General features: G+C 65.7%; 26 protein-coding genes. 7 read left to right on the top strand and 19 right to left on the bottom strand.

All coding sequences use genetic code 11. The features are described from left to right. Positions 1–331 precede the first annotated feature (331 nt). Positions 332–562 (bottom strand): helix-turn-helix transcriptional regulator, encoded by a 231-nt coding sequence (locus tag PM1_RS11125; protein ID WP_009623396.1) that lies wholly within the window; start codon positions 560–562, stop codon positions 332–334. A gap of 462 nt (positions 563–1,024) precedes the next feature. Between PM1_RS11125 and PM1_RS11120 the strand changes: the two genes are divergently transcribed. After that, the gene (locus PM1_RS11120) at positions 1,025–1,732 is read left to right on the top strand and encodes a hypothetical protein (RefSeq protein WP_152604479.1); all 708 of its coding nucleotides are present in this window, start codon (positions 1,025–1,027) and stop codon (positions 1,730–1,732) included. A gap of 578 nt (positions 1,733–2,310) precedes the next feature. On the opposite strand, the gene PM1_RS11110 is transcribed toward PM1_RS11120, so the two are convergent. Then, complete coding sequence (locus PM1_RS11110; protein ID WP_009623398.1) at positions 2,311–2,595, bottom strand: GNAT family N-acetyltransferase; 285 nt, start codon at positions 2,593–2,595, stop codon at positions 2,311–2,313. Positions 2,596–2,617: 22 nt separating this feature from the next. Further along, on the bottom strand, positions 2,618–3,892 hold the full coding sequence (locus tag PM1_RS11105; RefSeq protein WP_009623399.1) for a hypothetical protein: 1,275 nt from the start codon (positions 3,890–3,892) through the stop codon (positions 2,618–2,620). 225 nt (positions 3,893–4,117) lie between these two features. On the opposite strand from PM1_RS11105, the gene PM1_RS11100 reads away from it, so the two are divergent. Both PM1_RS11100 and PM1_RS11095 read left to right on the top strand, forming a co-directional pair. Continuing rightward, complete coding sequence (locus PM1_RS11100) at positions 4,118–4,807, top strand: crotonase/enoyl-CoA hydratase family protein (protein WP_009623400.1); 690 nt, start codon at positions 4,118–4,120, stop codon at positions 4,805–4,807. Between the two features lie 1,585 nt (positions 4,808–6,392). Then, positions 6,393–6,581, top strand: a complete 189-nt coding sequence (locus tag PM1_RS11095) for a hypothetical protein (protein WP_009618839.1) — start codon at positions 6,393–6,395, stop codon at positions 6,579–6,581. Positions 6,582–6,652: 71 nt separating this feature from the next. On the opposite strand, the gene PM1_RS11090 is transcribed toward PM1_RS11095, so the two are convergent. Beyond that, positions 6,653–7,159 (bottom strand): macro domain-containing protein, encoded by a 507-nt coding sequence (locus tag PM1_RS11090; protein ID WP_009618837.1) that lies wholly within the window; start codon positions 7,157–7,159, stop codon positions 6,653–6,655. Positions 7,160–7,390: 231 nt separating this feature from the next. Here PM1_RS11090 and PM1_RS11085 point away from each other — a divergent pair, with 231 nt between their 5' ends. Both PM1_RS11085 and PM1_RS11080 read left to right on the top strand, forming a co-directional pair. Continuing rightward, positions 7,391–7,612, top strand: a complete 222-nt coding sequence (locus PM1_RS11085; protein ID WP_009618835.1) for a hypothetical protein — start codon at positions 7,391–7,393, stop codon at positions 7,610–7,612. Positions 7,613–7,709: 97 nt separating this feature from the next. After that, positions 7,710–8,681, top strand: a complete 972-nt coding sequence (locus PM1_RS11080; RefSeq protein WP_009618833.1) for a magnesium and cobalt transport protein CorA — start codon at positions 7,710–7,712, stop codon at positions 8,679–8,681. Positions 8,682–9,013: 332 nt separating this feature from the next. On the opposite strand, the gene PM1_RS11075 is transcribed toward PM1_RS11080, so the two are convergent. From PM1_RS11075 to PM1_RS11060, 4 genes are all read right to left on the bottom strand, one after another. Further along, a complete protein-coding gene (locus PM1_RS11075) occupies positions 9,014–9,751 on the bottom strand; it encodes an amidotransferase (RefSeq protein ID WP_009618824.1) in 738 nt (245 codons plus the stop codon). A gap of 192 nt (positions 9,752–9,943) precedes the next feature. Then, positions 9,944–10,501: a cysteine hydrolase family protein gene (locus tag PM1_RS11070; RefSeq protein ID WP_009618818.1), complete on the bottom strand. Its 558-nt coding sequence runs from the start codon at positions 10,499–10,501 to the stop codon at positions 9,944–9,946. Between the two features lie 454 nt (positions 10,502–10,955). Continuing rightward, on the bottom strand, positions 10,956–13,100 hold the full coding sequence (locus PM1_RS11065) for a 3-hydroxyacyl-CoA dehydrogenase NAD-binding domain-containing protein (RefSeq protein ID WP_009618817.1): 2,145 nt from the start codon (positions 13,098–13,100) through the stop codon (positions 10,956–10,958). Positions 13,101–13,261: 161 nt separating this feature from the next. Continuing rightward, positions 13,262–14,467: an acetyl-CoA C-acetyltransferase gene (locus tag PM1_RS11060; protein WP_009618816.1), complete on the bottom strand. Its 1,206-nt coding sequence runs from the start codon at positions 14,465–14,467 to the stop codon at positions 13,262–13,264. 671 nt (positions 14,468–15,138) lie between these two features. On the opposite strand from PM1_RS11060, the gene PM1_RS11055 reads away from it, so the two are divergent. Continuing rightward, entirely contained in the window at positions 15,139–15,939 is an 801-nt protein-coding gene (locus PM1_RS11055; protein ID WP_009618814.1) for a c-type cytochrome, read from the top strand. 90 nt (positions 15,940–16,029) lie between these two features. On the opposite strand, the gene PM1_RS11050 is transcribed toward PM1_RS11055, so the two are convergent. From PM1_RS11050 to PM1_RS11005, 10 genes are all read right to left on the bottom strand, one after another. Then, positions 16,030–16,245: a TOBE domain-containing protein gene (locus PM1_RS11050; RefSeq protein WP_009618813.1), complete on the bottom strand. Its 216-nt coding sequence runs from the start codon at positions 16,243–16,245 to the stop codon at positions 16,030–16,032. 48 nt (positions 16,246–16,293) lie between these two features. After that, positions 16,294–17,103, bottom strand: a complete 810-nt coding sequence (gene ssuB, locus PM1_RS11045; RefSeq protein ID WP_009618811.1) for an aliphatic sulfonates ABC transporter ATP-binding protein — start codon at positions 17,101–17,103, stop codon at positions 16,294–16,296. Continuing rightward, positions 17,100–17,894 (bottom strand): aliphatic sulfonate ABC transporter permease SsuC, encoded by a 795-nt coding sequence (ssuC, locus tag PM1_RS11040; RefSeq protein ID WP_009618809.1) that lies wholly within the window; start codon positions 17,892–17,894, stop codon positions 17,100–17,102. Before ssuC ends, ssuB begins: the two co-directional genes overlap by 4 nt. Before the next feature lie 63 nt (positions 17,895–17,957). Then, positions 17,958–19,109, bottom strand: a complete 1,152-nt coding sequence (gene ssuD / locus PM1_RS11035) for an FMNH2-dependent alkanesulfonate monooxygenase (protein WP_009618807.1) — start codon at positions 19,107–19,109, stop codon at positions 17,958–17,960. 110 nt (positions 19,110–19,219) lie between these two features. After that, positions 19,220–20,197, bottom strand: a complete 978-nt coding sequence (locus tag PM1_RS11030) for a sulfonate ABC transporter substrate-binding protein (RefSeq protein ID WP_009618805.1) — start codon at positions 20,195–20,197, stop codon at positions 19,220–19,222. 168 nt (positions 20,198–20,365) lie between these two features. After that, a complete protein-coding gene (ssuE, locus tag PM1_RS11025; protein WP_009618803.1) occupies positions 20,366–20,959 on the bottom strand; it encodes an NADPH-dependent FMN reductase in 594 nt (197 codons plus the stop codon). Positions 20,960–21,389: 430 nt separating this feature from the next. Further along, positions 21,390–22,139 carry an ABC transporter ATP-binding protein gene (locus PM1_RS11020; RefSeq protein WP_009618802.1) on the bottom strand — a complete coding sequence of 250 codons (750 nt, stop codon included), beginning with the start codon at positions 22,137–22,139 and terminating at the stop codon, positions 21,390–21,392. Beyond that, positions 22,136–22,969: an ABC transporter permease gene (locus PM1_RS11015; protein WP_009618800.1), complete on the bottom strand. Its 834-nt coding sequence runs from the start codon at positions 22,967–22,969 to the stop codon at positions 22,136–22,138. The genes PM1_RS11020 and PM1_RS11015 overlap by 4 nt, the downstream gene beginning before the upstream one ends. Before the next feature lie 3 nt (positions 22,970–22,972). Then, positions 22,973–23,980, bottom strand: coding sequence for an aliphatic sulfonate ABC transporter substrate-binding protein (locus PM1_RS11010; protein WP_009618798.1), 1,008 nt, complete (start codon positions 23,978–23,980; stop codon positions 22,973–22,975). Between the two features lie 184 nt (positions 23,981–24,164). Beyond that, a complete protein-coding gene (locus tag PM1_RS11005; protein WP_009618796.1) occupies positions 24,165–24,803 on the bottom strand; it encodes a peroxiredoxin in 639 nt (212 codons plus the stop codon). Between the two features lie 236 nt (positions 24,804–25,039). Between PM1_RS11005 and PM1_RS11000 the strand changes: the two genes are divergently transcribed. Beyond that, positions 25,040–25,249 (top strand): DUF6316 family protein, encoded by a 210-nt coding sequence (locus PM1_RS11000; protein ID WP_009618794.1) that lies wholly within the window; start codon positions 25,040–25,042, stop codon positions 25,247–25,249. 441 nt (positions 25,250–25,690) lie between these two features. On the opposite strand, the gene PM1_RS10995 is transcribed toward PM1_RS11000, so the two are convergent. Then, positions 25,691–26,875 carry a thiolase family protein gene (locus PM1_RS10995; RefSeq protein WP_009618792.1) on the bottom strand — a complete coding sequence of 395 codons (1,185 nt, stop codon included), beginning with the start codon at positions 26,873–26,875 and terminating at the stop codon, positions 25,691–25,693. Positions 26,876–26,967 lie beyond the last annotated feature (92 nt).

Below are 26,967 nucleotides of genomic sequence, written 5' to 3'. Positions count from 1 at the left end.
TAACTAAACAGATATGACTAGACAAATAATAGAGACATATAAAACATATTACCCACACCGAAACCCCACCGTCCTATCAGCCTGAGTAATTTATTTCGAACTATCAGGCCACACAGGCATTTATTGCCACCCCGTCACTCCGAAAATAAATCATCGATCAGGACCACTAACACCAATCCCAAGAGGCCTAGGAAATGAAATGCACCTGCCAAGGCCCACCATGAAATTTGCCGAACCGCACTCAGGAAGAGTTGACTAAGAACACAAAAGCTTCCCAAGCGGCATAAACGCCATGGCCAGCCGTAGCCAGCCATGGCGCAAATGATCGTTTCTAGCTGGCTACACTCAGGTGGCTGGTGGGGCGCACCGCAGTACTCTCTGTCATGTCACGCTCCTCGATCCTAGCCAAGATCCAGTCATGCACCTCGCTGTCTACCCAGCCAACACAGCGGTCGCCCAGTGACACCGGCTTCGGGAAAGTACCTTCCCCGATGTATTTGTAGATGGTCGACCGTGCCAAGCCAGTCGAATCGATGACTTCTTTCAGGCGGATGATCCTCATGAACGGGCTCCTCGTGTTCGTTCAGAGGATTGGCGGAATCTGTTTTTATCTACCGATTCCTAGATAGCTTCATCGGGCACGCTACGCTAGAGCTAGGCTTAAGCCGATTCGGAACCAGCCCCCACAAAAATATGTCTACAGCCCAGAAAAATCGGGGATCGCCTTGATAATTTAAAATAAAAAATACCTCTATACAGCCTCTTGAAAGCTTCTAGAAGCCTTCTATAATAATTCTAGAAACCCTCTACAATAGCTCTATTTCGCCTCTAGAGACCTAATCATCTCATGCCATCAAAACGTACACTTCCCGAAAACTCCTTCCACATCGACGACATGCTTGCGCGAATCCTAAGCGATACCCGTTACAGTGCTCGACGGGACAACTGGCTTTGGTGCTTTCTGGTCAGCATTAAAGTGGCGAAGTACGACCGACACCGAATGGGTGGAGACATGCGTGAGTGCATGGCTTTCAGCATCAAAGATTCAAACATTAACGTTGCCAAAATAAAAAAGGCTGAAAGGGACTTCTTAATTCCAGACAACCAACTCAGCTGGATAACTGAAAGCAGGCGTCAGCATGAGTGGATCGAGCGTAAAATTCTCAACTCAATAGGCGATGGGTTCGATGCACCTCCGACTCTTCGAGGTAGGGATTTGCTAATAGCGACTATCGACTGCTGGGATGTAGATAAAGAGGAGAAGCTGAAGTATTGTGCGGAACTCGAGAGGCAATGGGACGAGCAAAAAGACATTGACAAAAAGCTGGAATGGATAAAGGAAAGCGAAGATCGCACCTGCCGCTTACTTTCCGACTGGCTGAGAAAACATCATAAAGAGCGTCTCCCCTTCCAGCGCTTTCCTAGCTGCCATGAAGATCTACTCTTGTATTTCGACAAACTTGAGATGACAAACATGGAGAAAGCTTTCTGTATAGCTACAGTTAGAAAACTATGGCGACAGGAACTCCGCCGAGAAAAGAACGGCAACAAGAAACAATGCAACCTGACACTCACTAACAAAGCTACTAAACGACTAGAAAAATTCTGCAAAAAATACGAACTCCCACGAAATAGAATTATTGAGATCCTGCTTCAGATGGAAGACTTAAAAGGAGCATACTTAAAATCCGGAATTCAAGCACTGCGCGAACAGCCAATTAACTCAGAATAAAAACAACACACCATCACTCCGAGCATGAAGTTCAGCGACCAGGAGATAATTGGGTCTTTCGTTATATGTTCCGGCTATGCACTGTGCTCAGCCGACTCCGGGCATATAAACATTCTCTACACCCGACCGCTTCCTACCGCCCACCAAAAACGCTTTGCAACATTCTGCAGGTACTAGCTGGCTCGGCCTGGCAGATGAACGTCGACGGGGTAAACGCCAAGAATGCTTCGCTCTACGCCGGCTACCAATTATCCAGGACGCTTCAGCCGTCTCCAATGCTGTAGTCGCTCCTGTCAAGCATCTCGTGCTACTGACACAGCCGCCAGCACAGCTGTAGTAGCGGCGTATCCCTACTCGACCACCTACTCACACAGTTCTTGGCGGTTACTCATCCGACCGGCCTGTGGTCGACGAGGTAGGAATAGAATCGGCTGAGGAAGCCAACAATCCCAGCATGAAAATTAGTGTGGGTAAAGGTGTGGGAAAAATACGAATAGAAAAATTTAACTCATAGATATCAATAAATTACAGAAACAAAACGCCGGGCAATGCCCGGCGTTTTCATGGGTGCTGGCGGCTCAGGCCATGCGGTCGGCGTGGCGCGGATGGCGCTCCAGGTAGCGCTCGACGTAGGAGCAGGAGGGAATCACGCTGTAGCCCTTGCGCTCAGCATACTGCAGCGCGTGCTCGGTGAGCGCTGCGGCGATGCCGCGGCCGCGCAGGCTGTCGGGCACGAAGGTGCGGTAGATGTCCAGCGTCTGCTTGCCCAGATCCATGTAGGCCAGGTAGGCACGATGACCGTCCACAGTCGTGACGAACTGGTGGCTGGACTCATCATGATGGATGGACAACGACTCACTCACTTGCACTCTCCTCTTGCGCGTCTCACAACTCGACACGCACCTGATTGATCTTGTTCAGGCGGAGGTTCATCTCGGCCGAGCCCGTCCCCATGAGGACCGTGATATAGACTCGTCCGTTCTCCACCTTGTGCAGTACACCCTGATAATAGGCACCATCGAAGGTGATGAACTGCAGGCGCTTGCCGGTGTACTGGGCAAGGCTGTCGATACTGACGAAGCCATATTGCTGCGTTCTCTTCTCCGACTCAACCGTTTCTTCGGCTGAAATCTTATGCGTGGCCGAATCGGCGGTGACCTTGTGCTTCAGCGGGTCGACCCAGGCGAAGCCGATCGGGTTCACCGCCTGCTGGTTCACCAGCACCACCGGGCGCAGCATGCCGACCACGTCCTTGGCCTCGAAGAACTGCAGCCCGCTCCAGGTCATGCCCTCGCTGGGGTTGAGTTCCAGGCGCAGCGACTGCGGGTCGGCCAGGTAGCGGGCGTAGGCGTCGAGCAGCGGCTGGTCCAGCGCCACGCGCTGGCTGCGCATGGCCTTGTCGAACTGCGCCAGGGCCTGCTTGAGGTACTCCTCGCGCTTGACGCCCAGGCGCGCGGCGCAGAATTCCTGGACCTTGCGCTGGTACTGGTTGTCGTCCAGCTCGACGGTCACCTGGGACACCCGCGGCGGGTTCACGCGCATGTCGCCGGGGCGCTCGGAAACGTTGCTCAGGGACATGCCGACGCGGGTGTCGAGCATGCCGCGGGCGTCCGAGCGCAGGTTGAAGGTCAGCTTCTGCGCGCCGGGCTCGAACAGGTACGAGAACTCGATGTCCGACTCCAGGGTGCGGTAGCCCATCTGCAGCAGCTCGTCGGAGCCGATGTTGCGGATGTTGCCGCAGGCCACCTCGCTCATGGCGGTGAACACGCTGCTCTCCGCCGGCTGCTGGTACAGCGCCTGCATGAACGGGCCGTGCACCTGCAGCTCGACGCCGGTGAGTTCCATGGCCATCTGCTTGGGCAGCTTGCCCTCGGCCAGGCGCTCCTTGAAGCTCAGCAGCTCGCGCAGGCCGTTGAACCTGAGCTGGGCATGGGCCACCTTCAGGCTGTCGCGGGCGGCCGGCACGCGGATCTCCACGTTCTTCAGGCCGACGCGGCCGTCGAAGGAAGAGGAAATCCCGCCGTAGGTGATCTCCACCATCGGCGACAGGCGCGCCACGGCGTCGTCGACGATGCTGCGCACGGACAGCCACAGCGACACCTTGATGATGAGCGCGACGGCCACGATGCCGAGCAGGCCCCACTTGAGCAGTTTCGACATTCGGAAGGACTTCCCTGTAAGCGGATTGATACGGACGGCGGTGCTGGCAGCTTAACAGCACGGCCTGCGCGCCTCCACGCACACCCCGCGAAATTCACCGGCTCGCCCATCGGAGAGTGAAGTCCGTCGCAAAACCGCGGTGACCGGCCGGTCGGACACAGCGCTTTACGGTCGCCGTGGCCGCCAGTATGTTCTGCGCCACGCCCCTTTTCCGGATGTCCTGCCATGAGTGAACTGATCAGCTATCAACTCGACGACGGCGTCGCCACCCTGACCCTCGCCAACGGCAAGGTGAATGCCATCTCCCCCGCCGTGATCGAGGCCTTCAACCAGGCGCTGGACCGTGCCGAGCAGGACCGCGCGGTGGTGATCCTCACCGGCCAGCCGGGCATCCTTTCCGGCGGCTACGACCTCAAGGTGATGACCTCCGGCCCGGAGAACGCCGTGGCCCTAGTGGCCGCCGGCTCGACCCTGGCCCGGCGCATGCTGGCCCACCCCTACCCGATCATCGTCGCCTGCCCCGGCCACGCGGTGGCCAAGGGCGCCTTCCTGCTGCTCTCGGCGGACTACCGCATCGGCGTCGACGGCCCCTTCCAGATCGGCCTGAACGAAGTGGCCATCGGCATGACCATGCACCACGTGGGCATCGAACTGGCCCGCGACCGCCTGCGCAAGTCGGCCTTCAACCGTTCGGTGATCAACGCCGAGATGTTCGCCCCGCAGGAGGCCATGGCCGCCGGCTTCCTGGACAAGGTGGTGAGCGCCGAGGAGCTGCTGGACACCGCCCGCGCCGCCGCCCAGCAGTTGAAGAAACTGAACATGACCGCGCACCGCAACACCAAGCTGAAGGTGCGCCGGCAACTGCTGGAAACCCTCGACCAGGCCATCGAGAAGGACAAGCAGCACCTGGGCTGAGGTGCTCCTACGCCGCCCCACTGTTCCTACAGGTGCGGGGGAAATGCCGTGCCTCACGAAGCGCATAGAGGCACGGAATCGAGCGAGCAGGCCTGCGGCCCCCCTCACCCTAACCCTCTCCCGGAGGGAGAGGGGACCGTTCGGCGTGCGTTGGTGTTTCGGCGTTAGCCGGCTAGCGCAGGGATCGCCGGCTGAAACCAGGCCTTCTCTCGGCACTAGCCCCCTCTCCCTCCGGGAAAGGGCTGGGGTGAGGGGAAAGCCCGAGCGCCGATGCCATTCCCCTGTAGGAGCGCGCCCTGCGCGCGATTTCGCGGGCAGGGCCCGCTTACAGGTGCAGGGGAAATGCCGTGCCTCACGAAGCGCATAGGGGCACGGAATCGAGCGAGCAGGCCTGCGGCCCCCTCACCCTAACCCTCTCCCGGAGGGAGAGGGGACCGTTCGGAGTACATGGGTGTTTCGGCGTTATCCGGCTAGCACAGGGATCGCCGGCTGAAACCAGGCCTTCTCTCGGCACGGACTAGCTCCCCCTCCCTCCGGGAGAGGGCTGGGGTGAGGGGAAAGCCCGAGCGCCGATGCCATTCCCCTGTAGGAGCGCGCCCTGCACGCGATTTCGCGGGCAGGGCCCGCTTACAGGTGCGGGGGAACTGCCGTGCCTCACGAAGCGCATAGAGGCACGGAATCGAGCGAGCAGGCCTGCGGCCCCCTCACCCTAACCCTCTCCCGGAGGGAGAGGGGACCGTTCGGCGTGCGTTGGTGTTTCGGCGTTAGCCGGCTAGCGCAGGGGTTGCCGGCTGAAACCAGGCCTTCTCTCGGCACGGACTAGCCCCCTCTCCCTCCGGGAGAGGGCTGGGGTGAGGGGAAAGCCCGAGCGCCGATGCCATTCCCCTGTAGGAGCGCGCCCTGCGCGCGATATCGCGGGCAGGGCCCGCTTACAGGTGCGGGGGAAATGCCGTGCCTCACGAAGCGCATAGGGGCACGGAATCGAGCGAGCAGGCCTGCGGCCCCCTCACCCTAACCCTCTCCCGGAGGGAGAGGGGACCGTTCGGCGTGCGTTGGTGTTTCGGCGTTAGCCGGCTAGCGCAGGGGTTGCCGGCTGAAACCAGGCCTTCTCTCGGCGCAGACTGGCCCCCTCTCCCTCCGGGAGAGGGCTGGGGTGAGGGGAAAGCCCGAGCGCCGATGCCATTCCCCTGTAGGAGCGCGCCCTGCGCGCGATTTCGCGGGCAGGGCCCGCTCCTACAATTCGCCATCAGGCATGGCGTTTCCCCGTAGGAGCGGACCTTGTCCGCGATAGCCGGACATATCGGCGCGATTCGCGGATGAGATCCGCTCCTACCATACGGGCGGGCACGGCTTTTCGTAGGATGGCGTTGAGCGAAGCGATACCCATCAGCGCAACCGCATGGGTTTCGCAAGCTCAACCCATCCTACGAAGAGCACCTCGGCGCAAGACAGTTGCTCCTACGGGGCGCCTCGAATAGTTACGAAAAAGGCAAAACTGATTAAGCCCGTTCAGTCTTTTTCAAAAATTATTGCGCGTTAACCTATTGATGAACCCACAGGAAAAGCAACCAACGAGGTGTTCATCATGAAACTGCAACTGATCGCCACTGCCCTCCTCGCCAGCGCCACTCTGCTCGGCGCCCAGTCCGGCTTCGCCGAAGAATCGCCGCTGATGCAGAACCGCATGGTCAACCTGAACCAGGCCGCGCTGCAGCATCAGGCCGAGCGGACCGCCAGCCAGCAGCACGACGCTACCCCCGCCCACCAGGGCTGACCGTCGCTCGCCGGCATTCCGACGGCCCCACGCGCCCCGGCTCCGGGACGCGCCAGGCCGCCGGCCACGCCTCAGCCGAGCTTCTCGTCGGCGGCGACTCCCTTGCGATAGACCGCATAGACCACTACGGGGATGTCCAGATGGCCGAGATACCTGTCCAGCAACGGTCGCACATCCTTCCAGTCCAGCCCGCCGACACCGGTGGCCAGGCATGGCAGCGCCAGGCTGCGGACGCCCTCCCCCTCGACGTACTTCGCCAGCTCCCGCAGGCAGTGCCCGACGTTCTCCAGGCTGGCCTTGGCCGGCTTGGCGCTGCGCCCGCTGCCCTGCATGTCCTGGGTGAGCAGGTTGACGATGCCGCGGGTCGAACCGTCGGCGTCCACCCCCGACCAGGCCCAGATGGAGCCCGGCGCGGGCGCCGAGGCATGGGCCGCATGACGGTAGTCGCGGACCAGCGACGGCCAGCGCTCGCGCAGGGCCAGGGCCAGGCCGCTGTCGAACGGGTCCTGGGGCGCGATGCCATGGGCGATGACCTGGGCCTTGCTCAGCAGAATGTCGCCTTCAACTTCTCGAATCATGAATCTTTCCTTGCTCGGTGGAGTACCTCGGAAGCCTTGCCTTGCGCTCCCGTTCATTTCCACGTTACGCCTGGCCGCACCGCGAACCTTGACCCGCATCAAGGCCGCATCCCCCTCGCGGCAGGCGGCAAAACATCAATTCCACCGATAGTTGAAAGCAACGAACTTCGTTATCCCATCGACGAGACTGCTGGGAAACTGGCCCCACTCCCACTTCCGGCAGCCCTCGCCATGCACCGCTCCACCGCCCGCACCCTGCGCAACGGCGCCCTCGCCAGCATCGGCCTGTACAGCATCGTGGTCCTGGTGGCACTGGCCCTGAGCGGCGGCTTCCAGGGCGCCCGCAACGTCCAGCCGGACGGCGTGGACAAGAGCGCGCTGTTCCAGCGTTTCAACGAAGTGCTGCCCAACGCCCTGGCGGTGCTGCAGCAGAGCCTGCGCCCGCACTCCTGAACCCGCGCTGGCAGCCTGCGCCAGCTTGCCCATACTTTGCAGATCGCCGCCGGCGCCCGCCGGTACCGCCCGCCTCCGCCTGCCGGGAGAACGCGCCATGGGTCGAGTCGTCGCATCCGCCGTCTACTGCAAGGGCAAGAAGGTCGCCGATATCCCGCTGGAGGCGGGCTATCGCTGGGCCTGCCAGCCCGACCACTTCGTCTGGACCGGCCTGCAGGAACCCACGCCGGAAGAGCTGATGAACCTGCAGAAGCAGTTCAACCTGCACGAGCTGGCGATCGCCGACGCCCTGGAGAAGCACAGCCGGCCGAAGCTGGAGACCTTCGGCGACGCGCTGTTCATGGTGATCTACTCGCCGGTGCGCGCGGACAGCCGGCTGATGTTCGTGGAAACCCACCTGTTCGCCGGCATCGGCTACATCATCAGCGCCCGCCACGGCTTCTCGCAGTCGTACTCGCAGGTGCGCCAGCGCTGCGAGGCGCGCCCGCTGCTGCTGGCCCACGGCACCGACTTCGTGCTCTACGCCCTGCTCGACTTCGTGGTCGGCAACTACGAGCCGGTGGTGGAGGAAATCCGCGGCGAGATCGAGGTGCTGGAGCAGCGCGCCCTGCGCACCTCGCTGAGCCAGGAGGAGATCGAGCGCATCTACGGCCTGCGCCGCGAGGTGCTCAAGCTGCGCCACTACGCGGCGCCCATGGTGGAGATCTGCCAGGAGCTGCAGCGCCTGGACTTCCCCTTCATCGACAAGCAGATGCGCCCCTACTTCCGCGACGTGGCGATCCACGTCAACCGCCTGCTGGAAGACCTCAACTCGCTGCGCGACATCGCCAGCCAGACCATCGAGGTCGGCCTGTTGCTGGAGTCCTCGCGGCAGAGCGTGGTGCAGCGCAAGTTCGCCGCCTGGGCGGCAATCCTCGGCTTGCCCACCGCGGTGGCCGGCATCTACGGGATGAACTTCGAGTACATCCCGGAGCTGCACTGGCACTACGGCTACTTCCTGGTGATGGGCCTGCTGGTAATCGGCTGCATCGGTCTGTACGTCAGCTTCAAGCAGGCGGATTGGCTCTGACCTGCCGACCGCGCCAAAGCGCTTGTGTAGGATGGCATCCTGCGCGGAATGCCCTACGCCCGTGCGTCCCTGGAGCCGTAGGAGCGAACCTTGTCCGCGATAGCCGGAGGTGCCGGCGCGATTCGCGGATGAGATCCTACAGTTCCAGGAAGCCCCGTAGGATGGGTTGAGCGAAGCGATACCCATCACCATGGCCCGATGGGTTTCGCAAGCTCAACCCATCCTACGAAAAGCACCTCGACGCAGACAGTTGCTCCTACGAAAGGCGGTTTGCCTCGGCACACGAACGAAAACGCCGCTCCGGGGAGCGGCGTTGATGGGGCGCGGCGGACTCAGGCGGCGTTCTGCTCGTCCTTTTTCCGGCCCAGCTGGACGAAGCGCATCATCCATTCGGCCACGGTGGCGCCCTGGTGCTCGCGGTCGAGGCTGTCGATGCCCTTCCGGTAGACCGGTTCGCTGAAGATCTCGCGGCGCAGGTCGAGGATCGCCTGGGAGTAGTCGGCGACGAACTCCGGGTGGCCCTGGAAGCACAGCACCTGGTCGCCGATGGCGTAGGCGGCGTTCGGGCAGAAGTCGCTGCTGGCGATGCGCCGGGCGCCTTCGGGCAGCTGGGTGACCTGGTCCTGGTGGCTGACCAGCAGGGTCAGGTCGTCCAGTTGCGGCTGCATCCACTGCGGCTGCTCTTCGATGCGGTAGTCATGGATGCCCACGCCCCAGCCCTGGTCGGCGCGCTCGGTCTTGCCGCCCAGCAGCAGGGCCAGCAGCTGGTGGCCGAAGCACACGCCCAGCAGCTTGTCGCCGCGCTCGTAGCGGCTCAGCAGGTAGTCCTTGAGCGTGCGGATCCAGGGTTCGTCGCCGAAGGAGTCGTACTTGCTGCCGGTCACCAGGTAGGCGTCGTAGTGCTCGCTGTCGGGCGGGTAATGGCCCTCCACCACGTTGTACACCTTGAACTCGGCGGGCACCGGTTGCTTGGCGAACAGCTGCTGGAACATCCAGCCGTAGCCGGTGTACTGGTCGATCAGCTCGGGACGCAGGATGTCGGTTTCCAGAATGCAGATTTGCAGCGTCATGTAGTGGTGGGTTCCTGAGGTTGAGCGGGCACGAACGCGCGCTTTCTTAACAAACTGCACGCCCCGTGAAAACTACACACTGTTTTTTCACGACACAAGATGACAAACCCATTCCTTGCATCGGAATTTCAGGGGAAATACCCGAAAAACCGCCGCGCATCAATGCCGGCGGGAACGATGGCGACCGGCTGCTCAGCCGTCCCGCGCCATCCCCAGCGCCTGCGCGGCCTCCAGCACCCAGGCGTACTCGCCCTGCAGGTTGCCCAGGGCCATGGCGTGGACCTCCTCGGCGCTGCGCAGGGTGCCGTGGTAGTCGCGCTGCTCGAAGGCGAAGCAGGCATCGGCCACCACGAAGGTGCGAAAGCCCAGGTTGCCGGCGCTGCGCGCGGTGCTTTCCACCGAGTTGTTGGTGCTGACGCCGGCGATCACCAGGGTGTCGATGCCGCGCACCCGCAGCCAGCGCTCCAGGCCGCTGTTGGCGAAGGCGTCGGGGACGTTCTTCTCCAGCACCTGCTCGTGCTCCAGCGGCGCCAGCGCGTCCTGGAACTCCGCCCCCGGCTGCCCCGGCCAGAACGGCGAGCCCGGCGTGCGCGAGATGTGCCGGACGTGCAGCAGCGGCGCCCCGGCCGCGCGCCAGGCGGCCAGGAGTTCGGCGATGCGGGCTTCGGCGTGGGGGTTGTTGCGGGGGACCGGTGTGCTGGCCATACCTTTTTGCATGTCGATGATGATCAGGGCGGGAGTGTTGGGCATGGTGGGTCCCGGGGGTGATGGGTTTCGCTGCGCTCAACGCCATCCTACGGGGGTCGTGGGGAAGAAAAAACCGGCGGTGGGGGGCGGTTTTCGGGGGAGTCGCATTCCTGCTTTGGCTTTTGCTTTTCGTAGGAGCGAGCTTGCTCGCGAATGGTGCTCGCCGGCGGCCATGGTGTTTCCGGTTGCTCCGTCCCCTCTCCCCAGCCCTCTCCCTGAAGGGAGAGGGGGCTTGTCCGTGCCAAGAGAAGGAATGGCCTTAACCTGAAACCGCCGGCGTGTCCGGCTAACTCAAGAGCATCCGCACACACCGAACGGTCCCCTCTCCCTTCAGGGCGGGGCGCGCAGCCGAGGGTTAGGGAGAGGGAGCGGAGTTCCCCCAGAACACCGCTGCCACAGGTAACTCCCGTCCGCGAGCAAGAACTAGGCGTCCCCCTCGCTCCTACACCAAACCCATTCAGAAGGTCTCCCCCCGCAACGCCTTGTCCAGCAACAACGCCGGCGGCTCGAAGCGCTCGCCATACTGCTCGGCCAGGTATTGCGCGCGGGCGATGAAGTCCTGCAGACCGTACTGGTTGATGAACTGCAGCGCGCCGCCGCTCCAGGCGGCGAAGCCGATGCCGAAGATCGAGCCGATGTTGGCGTCGGCGGTCGACAGCAGCACGCCCTCCTCCACGCAGCGCACCGTCTCGATGGCCTGGACGAAGAGGATGCGGTCGCGCACGTCCTCGGCCGGGATCATGCCGTCGGGCTTCTCGAAGCGCTGCTTCAGCTCCGGCCACAGGTGTTTCCTGCCGTTGGCGGGGTAGTCGTAGAAGCCGCCGCCGGCCGCCTTGCCCGGGCGCTTGTACTCGTTGAGCATCAGGTCGACCACGGCGAAGGCCGGGTGCTGCGGCAGGGCCTTGCCTTCGGCCTCCAGGTCCTTGCGGGTCTGTTCGCGGATGTGGCTCATCAGGCTCAGCGAGACCTCGTCGCTGATCGCCAGCGGGCCCACCGGCATGCCGGCCTGGCGCGCCTGGTTCTCGATCATCGCCGCCGGCACGCCCTCGCCGAGCATGGCCAGGCCTTCGTTGGTGAAGGTGCCGAATACCCGCGAGGTGAAGAAGCCGCGGCTGTCGTTGACCACGATCGGCGTCTTCCTGATCTGCAGGACGTAGTCGAAGGCTCGGGCCAGGGTGGCGTCGTCGGTCTTCTCGCCGCGGATGATTTCCACCAGCGGCATCTTGTCCACCGGGCTGAAGAAGTGCAGGCCGATGAACTTCTGCGGCTGCGCCACGGCCTGGGCCAGGCCGGTGATCGGCAGGGTCGAGGTGTTGGAGGCGATCACCGCATCAGGCAGCGCGGCGGCCTCGGCGGCGGCGGTGACCTTGCCCTTGAGCGCGCGGTCCTCGAACACCGCCTCGATGATCAGGTCGCAGCCCTCGAAGTCGGCTTCGCTGGCGCTCGGCTTGATGCGAGCCAGGAAGGCATCACGCTTCTCGGCGGTCATCTGGCCCTTGCCGACCTTCTTCTCCAGCAGCGCGGCGGAGTAGGCCTTGCCCTTCTCCGCCGCCTCGATGGAGACGTCCTTGAGCACCACCTCGATGCCGGCGGCGGCCGAGACGTAGGCGATGCCCGCGCCCATCATGCCGGCGCCGAGCACGCCGACCTTCTTCGTCTGCTGTTGCGGGTAGCCCTGCGGGCGCGACTTGCCGGCGTTGATCTCGTTGAGCTGGAACCAGAAGGTGCCGATCATGTTCTTCGCCACCTGGCCGGTGGTCAGCTCGGTGAAGTAGCGCGCCTCGATCAGCTGCGCGGTGTCGAAGTCCACCTGTGCGCCCTCGACGGCGGCGCACATGATCTTCTCCGGCGCCGGGAAGCAGCCCTTGGTCTTGTCGCGCAGCACGCTCGGGGCGATGGCCAGCATCTGCGCCACGTTCGGGCTGGACGGGGTGCCGCCGGGGATCTTGTAGCCGGCCGTGTCCCACGGCTGCTTGGCGTTGGGGTTGGCGGCGATCCATTCGCGGGCCTTGGCCAGCATGTCTTCACGGCTGGAGGCCAGTTGGTGGATCAGCCCGGCCTTGAGCGCCTGTTCCGGGCGCACCTTCTTGCCTTCGGCGAGGTACGGCAGGGCCTTCTCCAGGCCCAGCAGGCGCACCATGCGCACCACCCCGCCGCCGCCGGGCAGCAGGCCCAGGGTGACCTCCGGCAGGCCCAGCTGCACGTGGCTTTCGTCCAGGGCGATGCGGTGGTGGCAGGCCAGGGCGATTTCCCAGCCGCCGCCCAGGGCCGCGCCGTTGATGGCGGCCACCACCGGCTTGCCGAGGGTCTCCAGGCGGCGCAGCTGGCCCTTGAGCACCAGGATGCCGGCGTAGAAGGCCGGGGCGTCGGCCTTGGTGACCTTGATCAGTTCGTTGAGGTCGCCGCCGGCGAAGAAGGTCTTCTTCGCGGAAGTCAGGATGACGCCGGCGATGGAATCCTTCTCGGCCTCCAGGCGGGCGACGGTGGCGGCCATGGCCTCGCGGTAGGCGCCGTTCATGGTGTTGGCGCTCTGGCCGGGCATGTCCATGGTCAGGACGACTATGTTGTCCTGGCCCTTTTCGTAGCGGATGGCTTCGGTCATTTTTATCTTCTTCCCAGGGTGGGGGATCGCTTCAGGGGCGTCACGAGCGAAGGTCAGGCAAGGCGGAAATTCTTCGGCAAGCGGAGTTGGCTGCAGCCAATGAGCATTCCCGGAGAATTTCCAACGCAGCATGGCCGAGCGCAGTAGCCCATGATCGATCCTTAAACGCGTTCGATGATGGTGGCTATGCCCATGCCGCCGCCCACGCAGAGGGTGGCCAGGCCGTAGCGCAGGTTGCGCCGCTCCAGTTCGTCGAGCAGGGTGCCGAGGATCATGCAGCCGGTGGCGCCCAGGGGGTGGCCCATGGCGATCGAGCCGCCGTTGACGTTGACCTTGCTCTCCGGCACGCCCATGTCCTTCATGAACTTCATCACCACCGAGGCGAAGGCCTCGTTGACCTCGAACAGGTCGATCTCGTCCACGCGCAGGCCGGCCTTGGCCAGGGCCTTGCGGGTGGCCGGCGCGGGGCCGGTGAGCATGATGGTCGGGTCGGTGCTGGTGACCGCCGTGGCGACGATCCGCGCGCGGGCCTTCAGGCCCAGCTCGCGGCCCTTGGCCTCGGAGCCGATGAGCATGGCGGCGGCGCCGTCGACGATGCCCGAGCTGTTGCCCGGGGTGTGCACGTGCTCGATGCGCTCGACGTAGCTGTACTTGCGCAGGGCGGTGGCGTCGAAGCCCATCTGCCCCATCATCTCGAAGCTCGGCTTGAGCGCGCCGAGGCCTTCCAGGGTGGAGTCGGCGCGGATGAATTCGTCGTGGTCGAGGATGACGATGCCGTTCTGGTCGCTGACCGGCACCAGGGACTTGCCGAACAGCCCCTCGGCGCGGGCCTTGGCGGCCTTCTGCTGGGAGCGCAGGGCGAAGGCGTCGACATCGCTGCGGCTGAAGCCTTCCAGGGTGGCGATCAGGTCGGCGCCGATGCCCTGGGGCACGAAGCTGGTGTGCAGGTTGGTTTGCGGGTCCAGCGCCCAGGCGCCGCCGTCCGAGCCCATGGGCACGCGCGACATGGATTCCACGCCGCCCACCAGCACCAGGTCCTCGAAGCCCGAGCGCACCTTCATGGCGCCCAGGTTGACCGCCTCCAGGCCCGAGGCGCAGAAGCGGTTGATCTGCACGCCCGCCACCTGCTCGTCCCAGTCGGCCACCAGGGCGGCGGTCTTGGCGATGTCGGCGCCCTGGTCGCCCACCGGCGTCACGCAGCCCAGGACGATGTCGTCGACCTGCGCGGTGTCCAGCTGGTTGCGCCGCTGCACTTCGCGCAGCAGGCCGGCCATCAGGTCGACCGGCTTGACGCTGTACAGCGCGCCGTCCTTCTTGCCCTTGCCGCGGGGCGTGCGCACCGCGTCGTAAATCAATGCTTCGGTCATGGCGTTCTCTCTTGGGAGTGCTCTCTTGGCGTGGAGGTCACGCAGGCAGCGTGTCGGCCTACCTTAACCGCGCGGCGGCGGCCGGCAATGACCGGATCGCTCAGGCGGATTGACCCCCGCGCTCAGCCGCGCCGACCGGCGGTCGCCTGGCGCACCGCTCTGGGCGGCGCCCCGACGGGCGGTCGGATGAGCGGTCGGGCCGCGAGCCAGAGCCGTCACCGCGTTGTCATATAGATGGAATATGCCTGGAACCATAGGATTTGCTGCCAGATCGTCTAAGCCCGCGCCAGCCGGGGCTTAGACTGAAATTTCGCAGTACCTATGGGACGTCGCTGCCGGGTCTTGCCGGGGCGGCCGGTATGCCAAGCCAAGGTCGCAGCCACCCGGCGCCGGGCCGTATGAGCGCGCGGGAGCGGGCCAACAACAAGAAAGGCGGGAACATCATGATGGATCAACAACCGAAGAAATGGCGGCAGGCCAGCCTGATCGTCTTCGTTACCGCAGTGGTGCTCATCATCCCCAACCTCAGTCGCCTGGTCGGCTAGCCAACCGTCCGCCTGCCGCTGCGAAGCCGGCGTCGCCCGAGGGGCCGCGCCCTCGCAGCGCAGGTGGCAGTGCCGTTCGTCGGCATCCTCTGCTATGTTTGCGCAGCCCATCGCTGGAGCCCGCCCATGCGCTTCATCCTGTCGCTGCTGATCCTGCTCTGCCCCACCGTATTCGCCGCCGAACTGACCCTGGAGCTGCCCGCCGGCACGCGCACGCTGAGCAGCGCCGAGCTGCTGGGCAACCCCCAGGCGCGCAACATCGAGATCAAGGACGACGTGGCCTACAAGCGCACCATGCACTACCGCGCGGTGCCGCTGGCGGCGCTGCTGGAGGGCGTGGACGGCCGCGCCCACGTGCAGGCCGTGGCGCTGGAAGGCTTCGCCGCCGAGCTGCCCGCCGCGCCGCTGCTGCAGAAAGAGGGCGCGCGGGCCTGGCTGGCCATCGAGGACGAAAAGAAGCCCTGGCCGCCGCTGGGCCAGGGCAAGCCCTCGGCCGGGCCCTTCTACCTGGTCTGGACCGACCCGCAGGCCTCGGCCATCGGCCCGGAGCAATGGCCCTTCCAGGTCAGCAGCCTGCGCGTGCTGGATTCGGTGGAAATCCGCTTCCCGGCCCTGCTCCCGGCCAAGGACGCCAGCCCCGACGTGCAGGCCGGCTTCGCCCTGTTCCAGAAGCACTGCCTGGCCTGCCACCGCCTGAACGGCGCCGGCGACGCCCAGTTCGGCCCGGACCTGAACCAGCCCTACAGCCCCACCGAGTACTTCGCCAGGGACTTCCTCCACGCCTATATCCGCGACCCGCAGAGCCTGCGCCGCTGGCCCCAGGCGAAGATGCCCGGCTTCGCCCCGGAAACCCTCGACGATACCGAGCTGGACCAGCTGATCGACTACCTCGCGCACATGGCGGCGCGGCGCCAGGCGCTGATGTAGAGCGCGCCGGCAAAGAAAAAGGCGGACGCGCCACAGGGGCGTCCGCCTTTTTTTCGCACCCAGGGCAGCGCAAACGCCGCCCTCCCCGCCTCACAGCTTGGCGATGGACACCTCGGTGGATTTCACGAAGGCGATCACTTCGCTGCCCACGGCCAGTTCCAGTTCCTTCACGGAGCGGGTGGTGATCACCGAGGTGACGATGCCGGCGGCGGTCTGCACGTCGATTTCCGAGAGCACCGGGCCTTCGAGGATTTCCTTCACGGTGCCCTTGAACTGGTTGCGGACGTTGATGGCTTTGATGGTCATGGCGTTTCTCCTATGGGGAATGTCGGTAGTGCACGGATGAACGGTGGATCAGAGCGCCCAGCGCAGTTGCGTGGGCAGTGGGGATACGGGTTCCGGCTCGGGCGGCAGCGGCGGCAACGCCAGCACGCGGTCGAGCACCTCGGCCTCCAGCGCGGCCAGGCGCGCCGAGCCGCGGGAGCGCGGGCGGGCCAGGTCGACGTTCAGGTCCAGGCCGATCTCGCCTTCCTCGATGAGGATCACCCGGTCGGCGACGGCCACCGCCTCGCTGACGTCGTGGGTGACCAGCAGCACGGTGAAGCCATGGCGCTGCCAGAGGTTCTCGATCAGCCGCTGCATCTCGATGCGGGTCAGCGCATCCAGCGCGCCCAGCGGCTCGTCCAGCAGCAGCAGGCGCGGCCGGTGGATCAGCGCGCGGGCCAGGGCCACGCGCTGCTTCTGGCCGCCGGACAGGCTGGCCGGCCATTCCCGGGCGCGGTCGGCCAGGCCCACCGCCTCCAGGGCCTCCAGGGCCTGCTTGCGCCAGTCGCCGGACAGGCCCAGGCCGACGTTGTCGATCACCCGCTTCCACGGCAGCAGGCGGGCGTCCTGGAACATCAGGCGGGTGCCTTCGCGGGCCTCTTCCAGGGGCGCGGAGCCGGCCAGCAACTCACCTTCGCTGGGGGCGTCGAGGCCGGCCAGCAGGCGCAACAGGGTGCTCTTGCCGCAGCCGCTGCGGCCGACGATGGCGACGAACTGGCCGGCCGGGATGCGCAGGTCGATGCCCTTGAGCACCTCGCGCTCGCCGAAGCGCTTGACCACGCCGTTCAGCGCCAGCGGGATGCCCTGCTTGAGGTTCTGCGGAGTGCTGAGGGCGTTCATGCCGCACCTCCCTTGGCCTGGTAGGCCGGGTGCCAGCGCAGCCAGACGCGCTCCAGGCCGCGGGCGGCGAGGTCGGCCAGCTTGCCGAGCACGGCGTAGAGCAGGATCGCCAGGACCACCACGTCGGTCTGCAGGAACTCCCGGGCGTTCATCGCCAGGTAGCCGATGCCGGAGCTGGCGGAGATGGTCTCGGCGACGATCAGCGTCAGCCACATGAAGCCCAGGGCGAAGCGCACGCCCACCAGGATCGATGGCAGCGCGCCGGGCAGGATCACCTGGCGGAACAGGGCGAAGCCGGACAGGCCGTAGCTGCGCGCCATCTCCAGCAGGCCGGAGTCGATGTTGCGGATGCCGTGGTAGGTGTTCAGGTAGATCGGGAACAGGGTGCCGAGGGCGACCAGGAAGATCTTCGCCGACTCGTCGATGCCGAACCACAGGATCACCAGCGGGATCAGCGCCAGGTGCGGCACGTTGCGGATCATCTGCACCGAGCTGTCGAGGAAGCGCTCGCCCCACTTCGACAGGCCGGTGACCAGGCCCAGGGCCAGGCCGATGGAGCCGCCGATGACGAAGCCGATGGCGGCGCGCCAGGTGCTGATCGCCAGGTGTTGCCAGAGCTCGCCGCTCTTCACCAGTTGGTAGCCGGCCTCGACCACCGCGCTGGGCGCCGGCAGGATGCGGCTGGAGAGGAAACCGCCCTCCACCGCCACCTGCCAGACCAGCACCAGGGCCACCGGCAGGGCCCAGGGCGCCAGGCGCTGAGCCACTTGGTTGAGAGTATTTGTCTTCATGTCTTGTGCTTCTCCGGGTTGCTCGCGGGGTTCGCGAGCAAGCTCGCTCCTACAAAGTCGACTTCAGCTCTGCGCGGCCTGCTGCTTGGGCAGGATGTCGTTGGCCACCATCTCGCCGAAGGGGCTGACGTAGCCGCGGGCTTCGGGCCGCTGCGGGCGGGCGAGGTCCAGGTGCGGGAACAGCAGTTCGGCGACGCGGTAGGACTCTTCCAGGTGCGGGTAGCCGGAGAAGATGAAGGTGTCGATGCCAAGCTCGGCGTATTCCTTCACCCGCGCGGCCACGGTCGGGCCGTCGCCGACCAGCGCGGTGCCGGCGCCGCCGCGCACCAGGCCGACGCCGGCCCAGAGGTTGGGCGAGACTTCCAGGTTGTCCTTGCTGCCGCCGTGCAGAGCGGCCATGCGCTGCTGGCCCACCGAGTCGAAGCGGGCGAGCGAGGCCTGGGCGCGGTCGATGGTGTCCTGGTCGAGGTGGCTGATCAGGCGGTCGGCGGCCTTCCAGGCTTCCTCGTTGGTTTCCCGCACGATCACGTGCAGGCGGATGCCGAAGCGCACGCTGCGGCCCTGCTTGGCGGCCTTCTCGCGGACCTGGGCGATTTTCTCGGCCACCGCGGCCGGCGGCTCGCCCCAGGTCAGGTACAGCTCGACCTGCTCGGCGGCGAGGTCCTGGGCGGCTTCCGAGGAGCCGCCGAAGTACAGCGGCGGGCGCGGCTGCTGGATCGGCGGGTAGAGCAGCTTGGCGCCCTGTACCTGGATGTGCTTGCCGTCGTAGTCGACGGTCTCGCCTTCCAGCACGCGGCGCCAGATGCGGGTGAATTCGACGGAGGCCTCGTAGCGCTCTTCATGGCTCAGGTGCAGGCCGTCGCCAGCCAGCTCGTCCGGGTCGCCGCCGGTCACCAGGTTGAACAGCGCGCGGCCGTTGGACAGGCGGTCGAGGGTCGCTGCCTGGCGCGCGGCCACGGTCGGCGAAATGATCCCCGGGCGCAGCGCCACCAGGAACTTCAGGCGCTGGGTCACCGGGATCAGCGAGGCGGCGACCAGCCAGGAGTCCTCGCAGGAGCGCCCGGTGGGGATCAGCACCCCGCCGAAACCGAGGCGGTCGGCGGCCTGGGCCACCTGCTGCAGGTAGCCGTGGTCGACCGCGCGGGCGCCCTCGGCGGTGCCAAGGTAATGGCCGTCGCCGTGGGTGGGAAGGAACCAGAAGATGTTGAGGCTCATCGCTATAACTCCAGATTGAGCGCGCCGGCGTGGCGTAGCCGCGCGATGATGGGGTGTCGGAATCGGGTGAAGTCGCTGGGTTCCCGCGTGCGCGGGAACCCAATGAACGCTTACTGCGCCTGGGCCACCTTGGCCTTGCTGTCCGCCGGCGGCGTCCAGACCACGTCCTTGATGCTCAGCGCCTTGGGAATCAGCTTCAGCTGGGTGAAGGCGTCGGCGATCTTCTGCTGCTTGGCCACCACCTCGGGGGTGATGAACTGCGCGCCGTAGCCCTGGCGCTTGACCGCGGTGAGGGTGATGTCGGCGGGCAGGCCGAGCAGCGGGGCGACCTGTTCGGTGACCTGCTCGGGGTTCTTCTGCGACCACTCGCCCACCGAGCGCACTTCTTCCACCAGGGTGGTCAGCACCTGCGGGTGCGCCTTGGCGTAGGTGCGGGTGGCCAGGTAGAACTGGTGGTTGTCGGCCAGGCCGCGGGCGTCGACCAGGGTGCGGGCGTGCAGCTGCTTCTCGGCGGCGGCCTGGTACGGGTCCCAGATCACCCAGGCGTCGACGGCGCCGCGCTCGAAGGCGGCGCGGGCGTCGGCCGGCGGCAGGTACACCGGCTGGATGTCGCTGTACTTCAGGCCGTTCTCCTCCAGGGCGCGCACCAGCAGGTAGTGCACGTTGGAGCCCTTGTTCAGGGCGACCTTCCTGCCCTTGAGCTCGGCGACGGATTTGATCGGCGAGTCCTTCGGCAGCAGGATGGCCTCGCTGGTGGGCGCCGGCGGCTCGTTGGCGACGTAGACCAGGTCGGCGCCGGCGGCCTGGGCGAACACCGGCGGCGTCTCGCCGGTGACGCCGAAGTCGATGCTGCCGACGTTCAGCCCTTCCAGCAGTTGCGGGCCGCCGGGGAACTCCGTCCACTGCACCTTGATGCCCTGCTCGGCCAGGCGCTTCTCCAGCGTGCCGCGGGCCTTGAGCAGCACCAGGGTGCCATACTTCTGGTAGCCGATACGCAGGGTACCGGGTCGTTCTTCGGCTTGGGCGCCGTGGGCCAGGGCCGCGATCAGCAGGGCCGCCAGTCCACCACGCAAAGTGAGGTTGCGCATTGCATGCTCCTTTGTCGTTGTGTGCTCGCCGGACCTGCGCTCCCGTTGGCGGAATGCTGAGGGCCTGATTTCTTGTCGTCTGGCAGTCACGCACCTGCCTATTCGAGGCTCGGTAGCGCTCCACGCTTTTTCTTGCAGCTTGCCGCTTGCAGCCTGCAGCCGCTTCTTTCAAATACTCCAGCGTGCCTTGAGCAGGCGCTCGCTGAGCAGGTTCGGGTCGATGGGCCGGGGCCGCCGCGCCAGGGCGCCGTGGAACTGTTCCAGGGACTCCAGCAGGCGCCGCTCCAGGGCCGGCTCCAGCTGCGCCGGCGCATCGGCCGTGGCATAGGCGATCTGCGAATCCTCGGCGAACACGCCGTGGAGCATCTCCTGGGCCTTCAGCGCCGCCAGCACCGGCTTGAGCGCGTAGTCCACGGCGAGCATGTGGGCGCTGCTGCCGCCGGTGGCCAGGGGCAGCACCACCTTGTGGCTCAGGGCGCGCTCGGGCAGCAGGTCCAGCAGCACCTTGAGGGCGCCGGCGATGGAGGCCTTGTACACCGGGGTGGCGATCACCAGGCCGTCGGCCCGCGCCACCTGCTCCAGCAGCTCCAGCACCTGGGGGCTGTCGAAGCGGGCATGCAGCAGGTCCTCGGCGGCGAAGTCGCGCACCTGGTAGGAGCGCACCTCCACCCCACGCTCATGCAGCCACCGGCGGGCAACGTCCAGCAGGACCGCGGAACGGGAGCGCTGGCTCGGACTGCCGGCGAGGGTCACCACATACATTGCACGCTTCCTTATAACTGAAAGAGCCGGCTTGAAGCCGGCTCGCTAACCAACGTGCATAGACCTTAACAGGGGTTTTGATATTCCAATAAATGTTATTTATTCATTTGCTTATAACTTGGATAAAGACTGTAGGAGCGAGCTTGTTCGCGAACGGGAGTTACTTGTGGCAGCGGTGTTCTGGGGGGACTCCGCTCCCTCTCCCTAACCCTCTCCCTGAAGGGAGAGGGGACCGTTCGGAGTGCGCTGGTGTTTCTGTGTTAGCCGGCTTGCACCGAGCCCCGGCTGACACCAAATCCTTTCTCGGCACGGACAAGCCCCCTCTCCCTTCAGGGAGAGGGCTGGGGAGAGGGCGCTCTTGAACCCAGCACCTACGCCACCAGCAAACGCCAATTCGCGAGCAAGTTCGCTCCTACGAACAGCGCGGCATCTAGATCACATGGGAATGCTGCAACTCCGTCAACGCCTCTCCCCGCAGGTACGCCAGCTCCACCGCGCGGCGGTCGCGCGGGCGTTGCAGGGGCACCGGGAACTCTCGGCGCAGGCGGCTCGGGGCGCCGCCCAGGAGCAGCACGCGGTCGCCCAGGTAGAAGGCCTCGTCGAGGTCGTGGGTGACCAGCAGGATGCTGATGTCGTATTCCAGGGCCAGTTGCTGGATCAGGTCCTGCAGGCGCAGGCGGGTGAAGGCGTCCACCGCGCTGAAGGGCTCGTCCAGCAGCAGCACCTGCGGGCGGCCGTAGAGCCCGCGGGCGATGGCCGCGCGCTGGGCCATGCCGCCGGAGAGCTGCTTGGGCAGCAGGCCGCCCTTGCCTTCCAGGCCGACGTCGCGCAGCAGCCGGGCGATGCGCTGGTCGTCGGCCAGCCAGCCGTCGGCGAAGCCGACGTTCTGCGCCACCGTCAGCCAGGGCAGCAGGCGCGGCTCCTGGAACACCACGCCGATGCCGCCGCCGCGGCCGCTCTCGCCGTCCGGGCCGAAGCCCAGCAGCGGGTTGCGCTGCAGCTGCCCGGCGAAGTCGGCGTCCAGGCCGGCGGCGATGCGCAGCAGGGTGCTCTTGCCGCAGCCGCTGGGGCCCAGCAGGCTGACCACCTCCCCCGGCGCCAGCGCCAGGCTGACGTCGTCGAGCACGCGCAGGCCGTCGAAGCTCTTGCGGATGTTGTTGAGTTCCAGCAGCGCGCTCATGCCTTGCCCTCCAGGCCTTCGAAGCTGTCGCGCCAGGCCAGGGCGCGGCGTTCCACGGCCTTGAGCAAGCCGTCGCTGAGCTTGCCGAGCACGGCCAGGACCAGGATGGCGGCGATGACGATGTCCGGCCGCGAGGTCTCGCGGCCGTCGCTGAGCAGGTAGCCCAGGCCGCGGGTGGCGGCGATCAGTTCGGCGGCGACGAGGAACATCCAGCTCAGGCTGAGGGCGCCGCGCAGCCCGGTGAACAGGCTCGGCAGCGCCGCCGGCAGGAGGATGCGCCGCGCCAGGGTGAAGGTGGACAGGTGGTACAGCCGGCCCAGCTCCACCCACTTGCGGTCCACCCCGCGCACGCCGCCGACCAGCGCCAGGTACACCGGGAAAAAGGCGCCGAGGGCGATGAGCACCACCTTGGGCGTCTCGTCGATGCCCAGCCAGAGCAGCAGCAAGGGTACCCAGGCCAGGCTGGGGATGGCCCGCAGCGCCTGGAAGCTCGGCTCCAGGTAGGCCTCGGCGCGCTGGCTGAGGCCCACCCAGGTGCCGATCACCAAGGCGGCGAAGGAGCCGATGGCGAAGCCGCTGGCCACCCGCGCCAGGCTGGCGCCGATGTGCTGCCACAGCTCGCCATGGCCCAGTTGCCAGAGGGTGAGCGCGACGCTGCTGGGCGCCGGCATCTGGTTCTCCGCCAGCCAGCCGGCGCGCACCGCGAGCTCCAGCGCGGCGCACAGCAGCAGCGGCAGCACCCAGGCCCGCCAGCGCAGCGGGCGCGGCCGCAACGACAGGGCCAGGCGGCGGCTACGGCCCAGGTCGAGGGGCCGGCTCGGCACGCCCATGGTTCATTCCGCCCTGGCCAGGGGCTGCTTGCCGATGACTTCGCCGGCCAGTTGCGGGTCGATCAACTGGTCCACCACCTTGGCCACGTCGGTGCCGGGGCGTACCAGTTGCTCATCCACCAGGATGGGCGCGGCGGCCTTGAGCGCGGCGACCTGCTCGGCGCCGGGCAGCGGCTGGCTGAAGTCGGTGCGCGAGAGCTGCAGCCTGGCCACTTCCAGCGGCAGCTTGGCCTCCTCGGCCAGCAGCCTGGCGGTCTCCTCCGGATGCTCGATGGCCCAGTGGCGGGCCCGCTCGTAGGCGCCGATGACCTGCTTGATCAGCTGCGGCTGCTCGTTGGCGAAACGCTCGGTGACGCTGAGCACGCCGTAGCTGTTGAAGTTCACGTTGCGGTACAGCAGCCGCGAGCCGGCCTGCAGCTCGCTGGCCGCCATGTGCGGGTCGAGCCCGGCCCAGGCGTCCACCTGGCCGCGCTCCAGCGCGGTGCGGCCGTCGGGGTGCTGCAGGTGGACGATCTCCACGTCGCCCTTGCCCAGGCCGACGCTCTGCAGGCTGCGCAGCAGGAACAGGTAGGGGTCGGTGCCCTTGGTGGCGGCCACCTTGTGGCCCTTGAGGTCGGCCAGGGATTTCAGCGGCGAGTCCTTGGGCACCACCAGCGCGGTCCATTCCGGGCGCGAGGCGATGTACACGGTCTTCAGCGGGCTGCCGTTGGCGCGGCTGAGCACCGCGGCCAGCCCCGCGGTGGAAGCGAAGTCGGTGCTGCCGGCGTTGAGGTATTCCAGCGAGCGGTTGCTGCCCTGGCTGAACACCCAGCGCACCTCGGTGCCCTGGGGCTTGAGCGCGTCTTCCAGCCAGCCGAAGTGCCTGAGCACCAGGCTGGTGGGCGCGTAGTAGGCATAGTCCAGGCGGACTTCCCTTGGCGTTTGTGCGGAGGCGGTGGCAGTGAAGGCGCCGAACGGCAGACACGCCAGGAGAGCGGCGGTCAGGCTGCGGCGCCAGGTGGACGGACCCATGGTCGATCTCCTTGGCAACGTGGCTGACGTCTTCTCCCCGTGTGGCGGGCAAGTCAGAGCGGGAAAACAAAGCGCGGCGCGAAGCCGGGCGGGAACGGAAAAAAAGGCGGCCGGACGAACCGGCCGAATACCCTACTCGTGGTTTGGAACAACGGCGCGGCTGCGCGGGGCAGCCGCGGGAAAATCAGCGGTTGGGCTGCGGGGTCAGGCGCAGGTACGGCTTGACCGCGCGGTAGCCTTTGGGGAAACGCTGGCGAATCTCGTCCTCGTCTTTCAGCGAGGGCACGATGACCACCTCGTCGCCGTCCTGCCAGTTGCCGGGCGTGGCGACCTTGTGGTTGTCGGTCAGTTGCAGCGAGTCCACCACCCGCAGGATCTCGTTGAAGTTGCGCCCGGTGCTGGCCGGGTAGGTGATGGTCAGGCGCACCTTCTTGTTCGGGTCGATGACGAACAGCGAACGCACGGTCAGGGTGTCGTTGGCGTTCGGGTGGATCAGGTCGTACAGCTCGGAGACCTTGCGGTCGGCGTCGGCGATGATCGGGAAGTTGACCACGGTGTTCTGGGTTTCGTTGATGTCGTCGATCCACTTCACGTGGGACTCCACCGGGTCCACCGACAGCGCGATCACCTTGACGCCGCGCTGGGCGAAGTCGTCCTTGAGCTTGGCGGTCAGGCCCAGCTCGGTGGTGCACACCGGGGTGAAGTCCGCCGGATGGGAGAAGAGAATGCCCCAGCTGTCGCCGAGCCATTCGTGGAAACGGATGCGGCCTTCGCTGGATTCCTGTTCGAAGTCGGGGGCGATGTCGCCAAGACGCAGACTCATGGGTTGGGCTCCTGGTTCGTGTGGGGTTCACTATGCACAAGGCCGGATTGCATTAAAAAGAATATATTTTGATTTTCTTATAACCAAAAAGACATGCAGCCGCCTGGCCTCGCGCCACTGGCCATTGAGCATAGCCGCCAGGGCCCCCACCGCCGTCCATTCGTCGCCTGCGCCCCGCCGCCGCCCGGCCTGACTACACTGAAATCATTAACCCGCAAGGTGTGGGAGGTATTTTCATGTTCGGTAAACGAGTGACTGACGGCGAGCCGGGCACCCACTATCGGAGCGACCGGATCAGCGCGGTCAATGGCCAGTATTTCTTCTCGACCCGCGAAGGCACGCTGGAAGGGCCGTTCTTCACCCGCTTCGATGCGGAACGCGAAGTGATGCAGTACATCAGCCGGATGCAGCAGGCCGCCGGGTTGTATGCGCGGGTGGCGCAGTAGGTGTTGAACCCCGGCCTGGTGCCGGGGTTTTTCTTTGATGGTGCCGGGGTGGGCTTTTCTGTAGGAGCGAGCTTGCTCGCGAATGGGAGTTTCCCTGATGCACTGGCACATCAGGTGACCTCCCTTCCCTCTCCCCAGCCCTCTCCCTGAAGGGAGAGGGGGCTTGTCCGTGCTAGTGGGGAAGGATGGTTCAGCTGGAAACCACCGTCGTGGCCGGCTGACTCCAGAGCATCCAAGCACACCGAACGGTCCCCTCTCCCTTCAGGGAGAGGGTTAGGGAGAGGGCGCTCTTCAAGACGCACGCCAAACCTGGCCGGCAGAACACCATTCGCGAGCTAGGTGCCCCCTCGCTCCTACGAAAAGCCCCTCCAACGAAAAAAGCCCCGGCATCGCTGCCGGGGCTTCGCTATCGGCCCTCCTGCGTGGGGACGGCCGTCAGACTCAGCGGAGCGCTTCGAACAGGCCGGTGGCGCCCATGCCGCCGCCCACGCACATGGTCACGATGCCGTAGCGCAGGTTGCGCCGCTGCAGTTCGCGCACCAGGTGGCCGACCTGGCGCGAGCCGGTCATGCCGAAGGGGTGGCCGATGGAGATGGAGCCGCCGTTGACGTTGTACTTCTCGTTGTCGATGCCCAGGCGGTTGCGCGCGTACAGGCACTGCGAGGCGAAGGCTTCGTTGAGCTCCCACAGGTCGATGTCGTCGATCTGCAGGCCGCGGGCCTTGAGCAGCTTGGGCACCGAGAACACCGGGCCGATGCCCATCTCGTCCGGCTCGCAACCGGCCACGGTGAAGCCGCGGAAGAAGGCCTTGGGCTTGAGGCCCAGTTCCAGGGCCTTGTCCAGGCTCATCACCAGGGTCATGGAGGCGCCATCGGAGAGTTGCGAGGCGTTGCCGGCGGTCACCGAGCCGTCTTCGGCGAACACCGGCTTCAGCGAGTTGAGGCCTTCGAGGGTGGTGTCCGGACGGTTGCAGTCGTCGCGGTCGACCACGCCTTCGACCACCTTCTTCTCGCCGGTGGCCTTGTCTTCCACGGCGTAGCGCACGTTCATCGGCACGATTTCGTCGTCGAACAGGCCCTCGGCCTGGGCGCGGGCGGTGCGCTGCTGGCTCTGCAGGGCGTAGAGGTCCTGTTCCTCGCGGGTGACGTTGTAGCGACGGGCGACGATCTCGGCGGTCTGCCCCATGGGGTAGTAGATCCCCGGGAATTCCGCTTCCAGGCGCGGGTTGACGAAGTGGTCGGTGTTGCGCGACTTGGCCGTCAGGGTGATGGACTCGACGCCGCCGGCCACCAGGATGTCGCTGCAGCCGGAGGCCACCTGGTTGGCGGCGATGGCGATGGCCTGCAGGCCCGAGGAGCAGTAGCGGTTGAGGGTCATGCCGGCGACGTGGATGCCCAGCTTCGACAGCACCGCGGCGTTGCGGCCGATGTTGTGGCCCTGGGCGCCCTCGTTGGAGCCGGCGCCGACCACGCAGTCGTCCACCAGCAGCGGGTCCAGGCCGTTGCGCGCCAGCAGCGCGTCGATGCAGTGGGCCACCATGTCGTCGGGCCGGGTCATGTTGAACTTGCCGCGGAACGACTTGGCCAGGCCGGTACGGACGCTGTCGACGATCACCACTTCACGCATGGGAAACCTCGTTGCTTGTTGTTCGATTGGGGAGGTGCAGTCGGCCAAGCATAGGGCGAGCGAATGCCGGGGCGCGACGATCATTCATCCCG

The sequence above is a fragment of the Pseudomonas sp. M1 genome, from assembly GCF_022760135.1.
Classification (GTDB): Bacteria; Pseudomonadota; Gammaproteobacteria; order Pseudomonadales; family Pseudomonadaceae; genus Pseudomonas; species Pseudomonas citronellolis.
The sequence above is the reverse complement of the archived record's forward strand: the minus strand, read 5'-3'. Positions and strand labels throughout refer to the sequence as shown.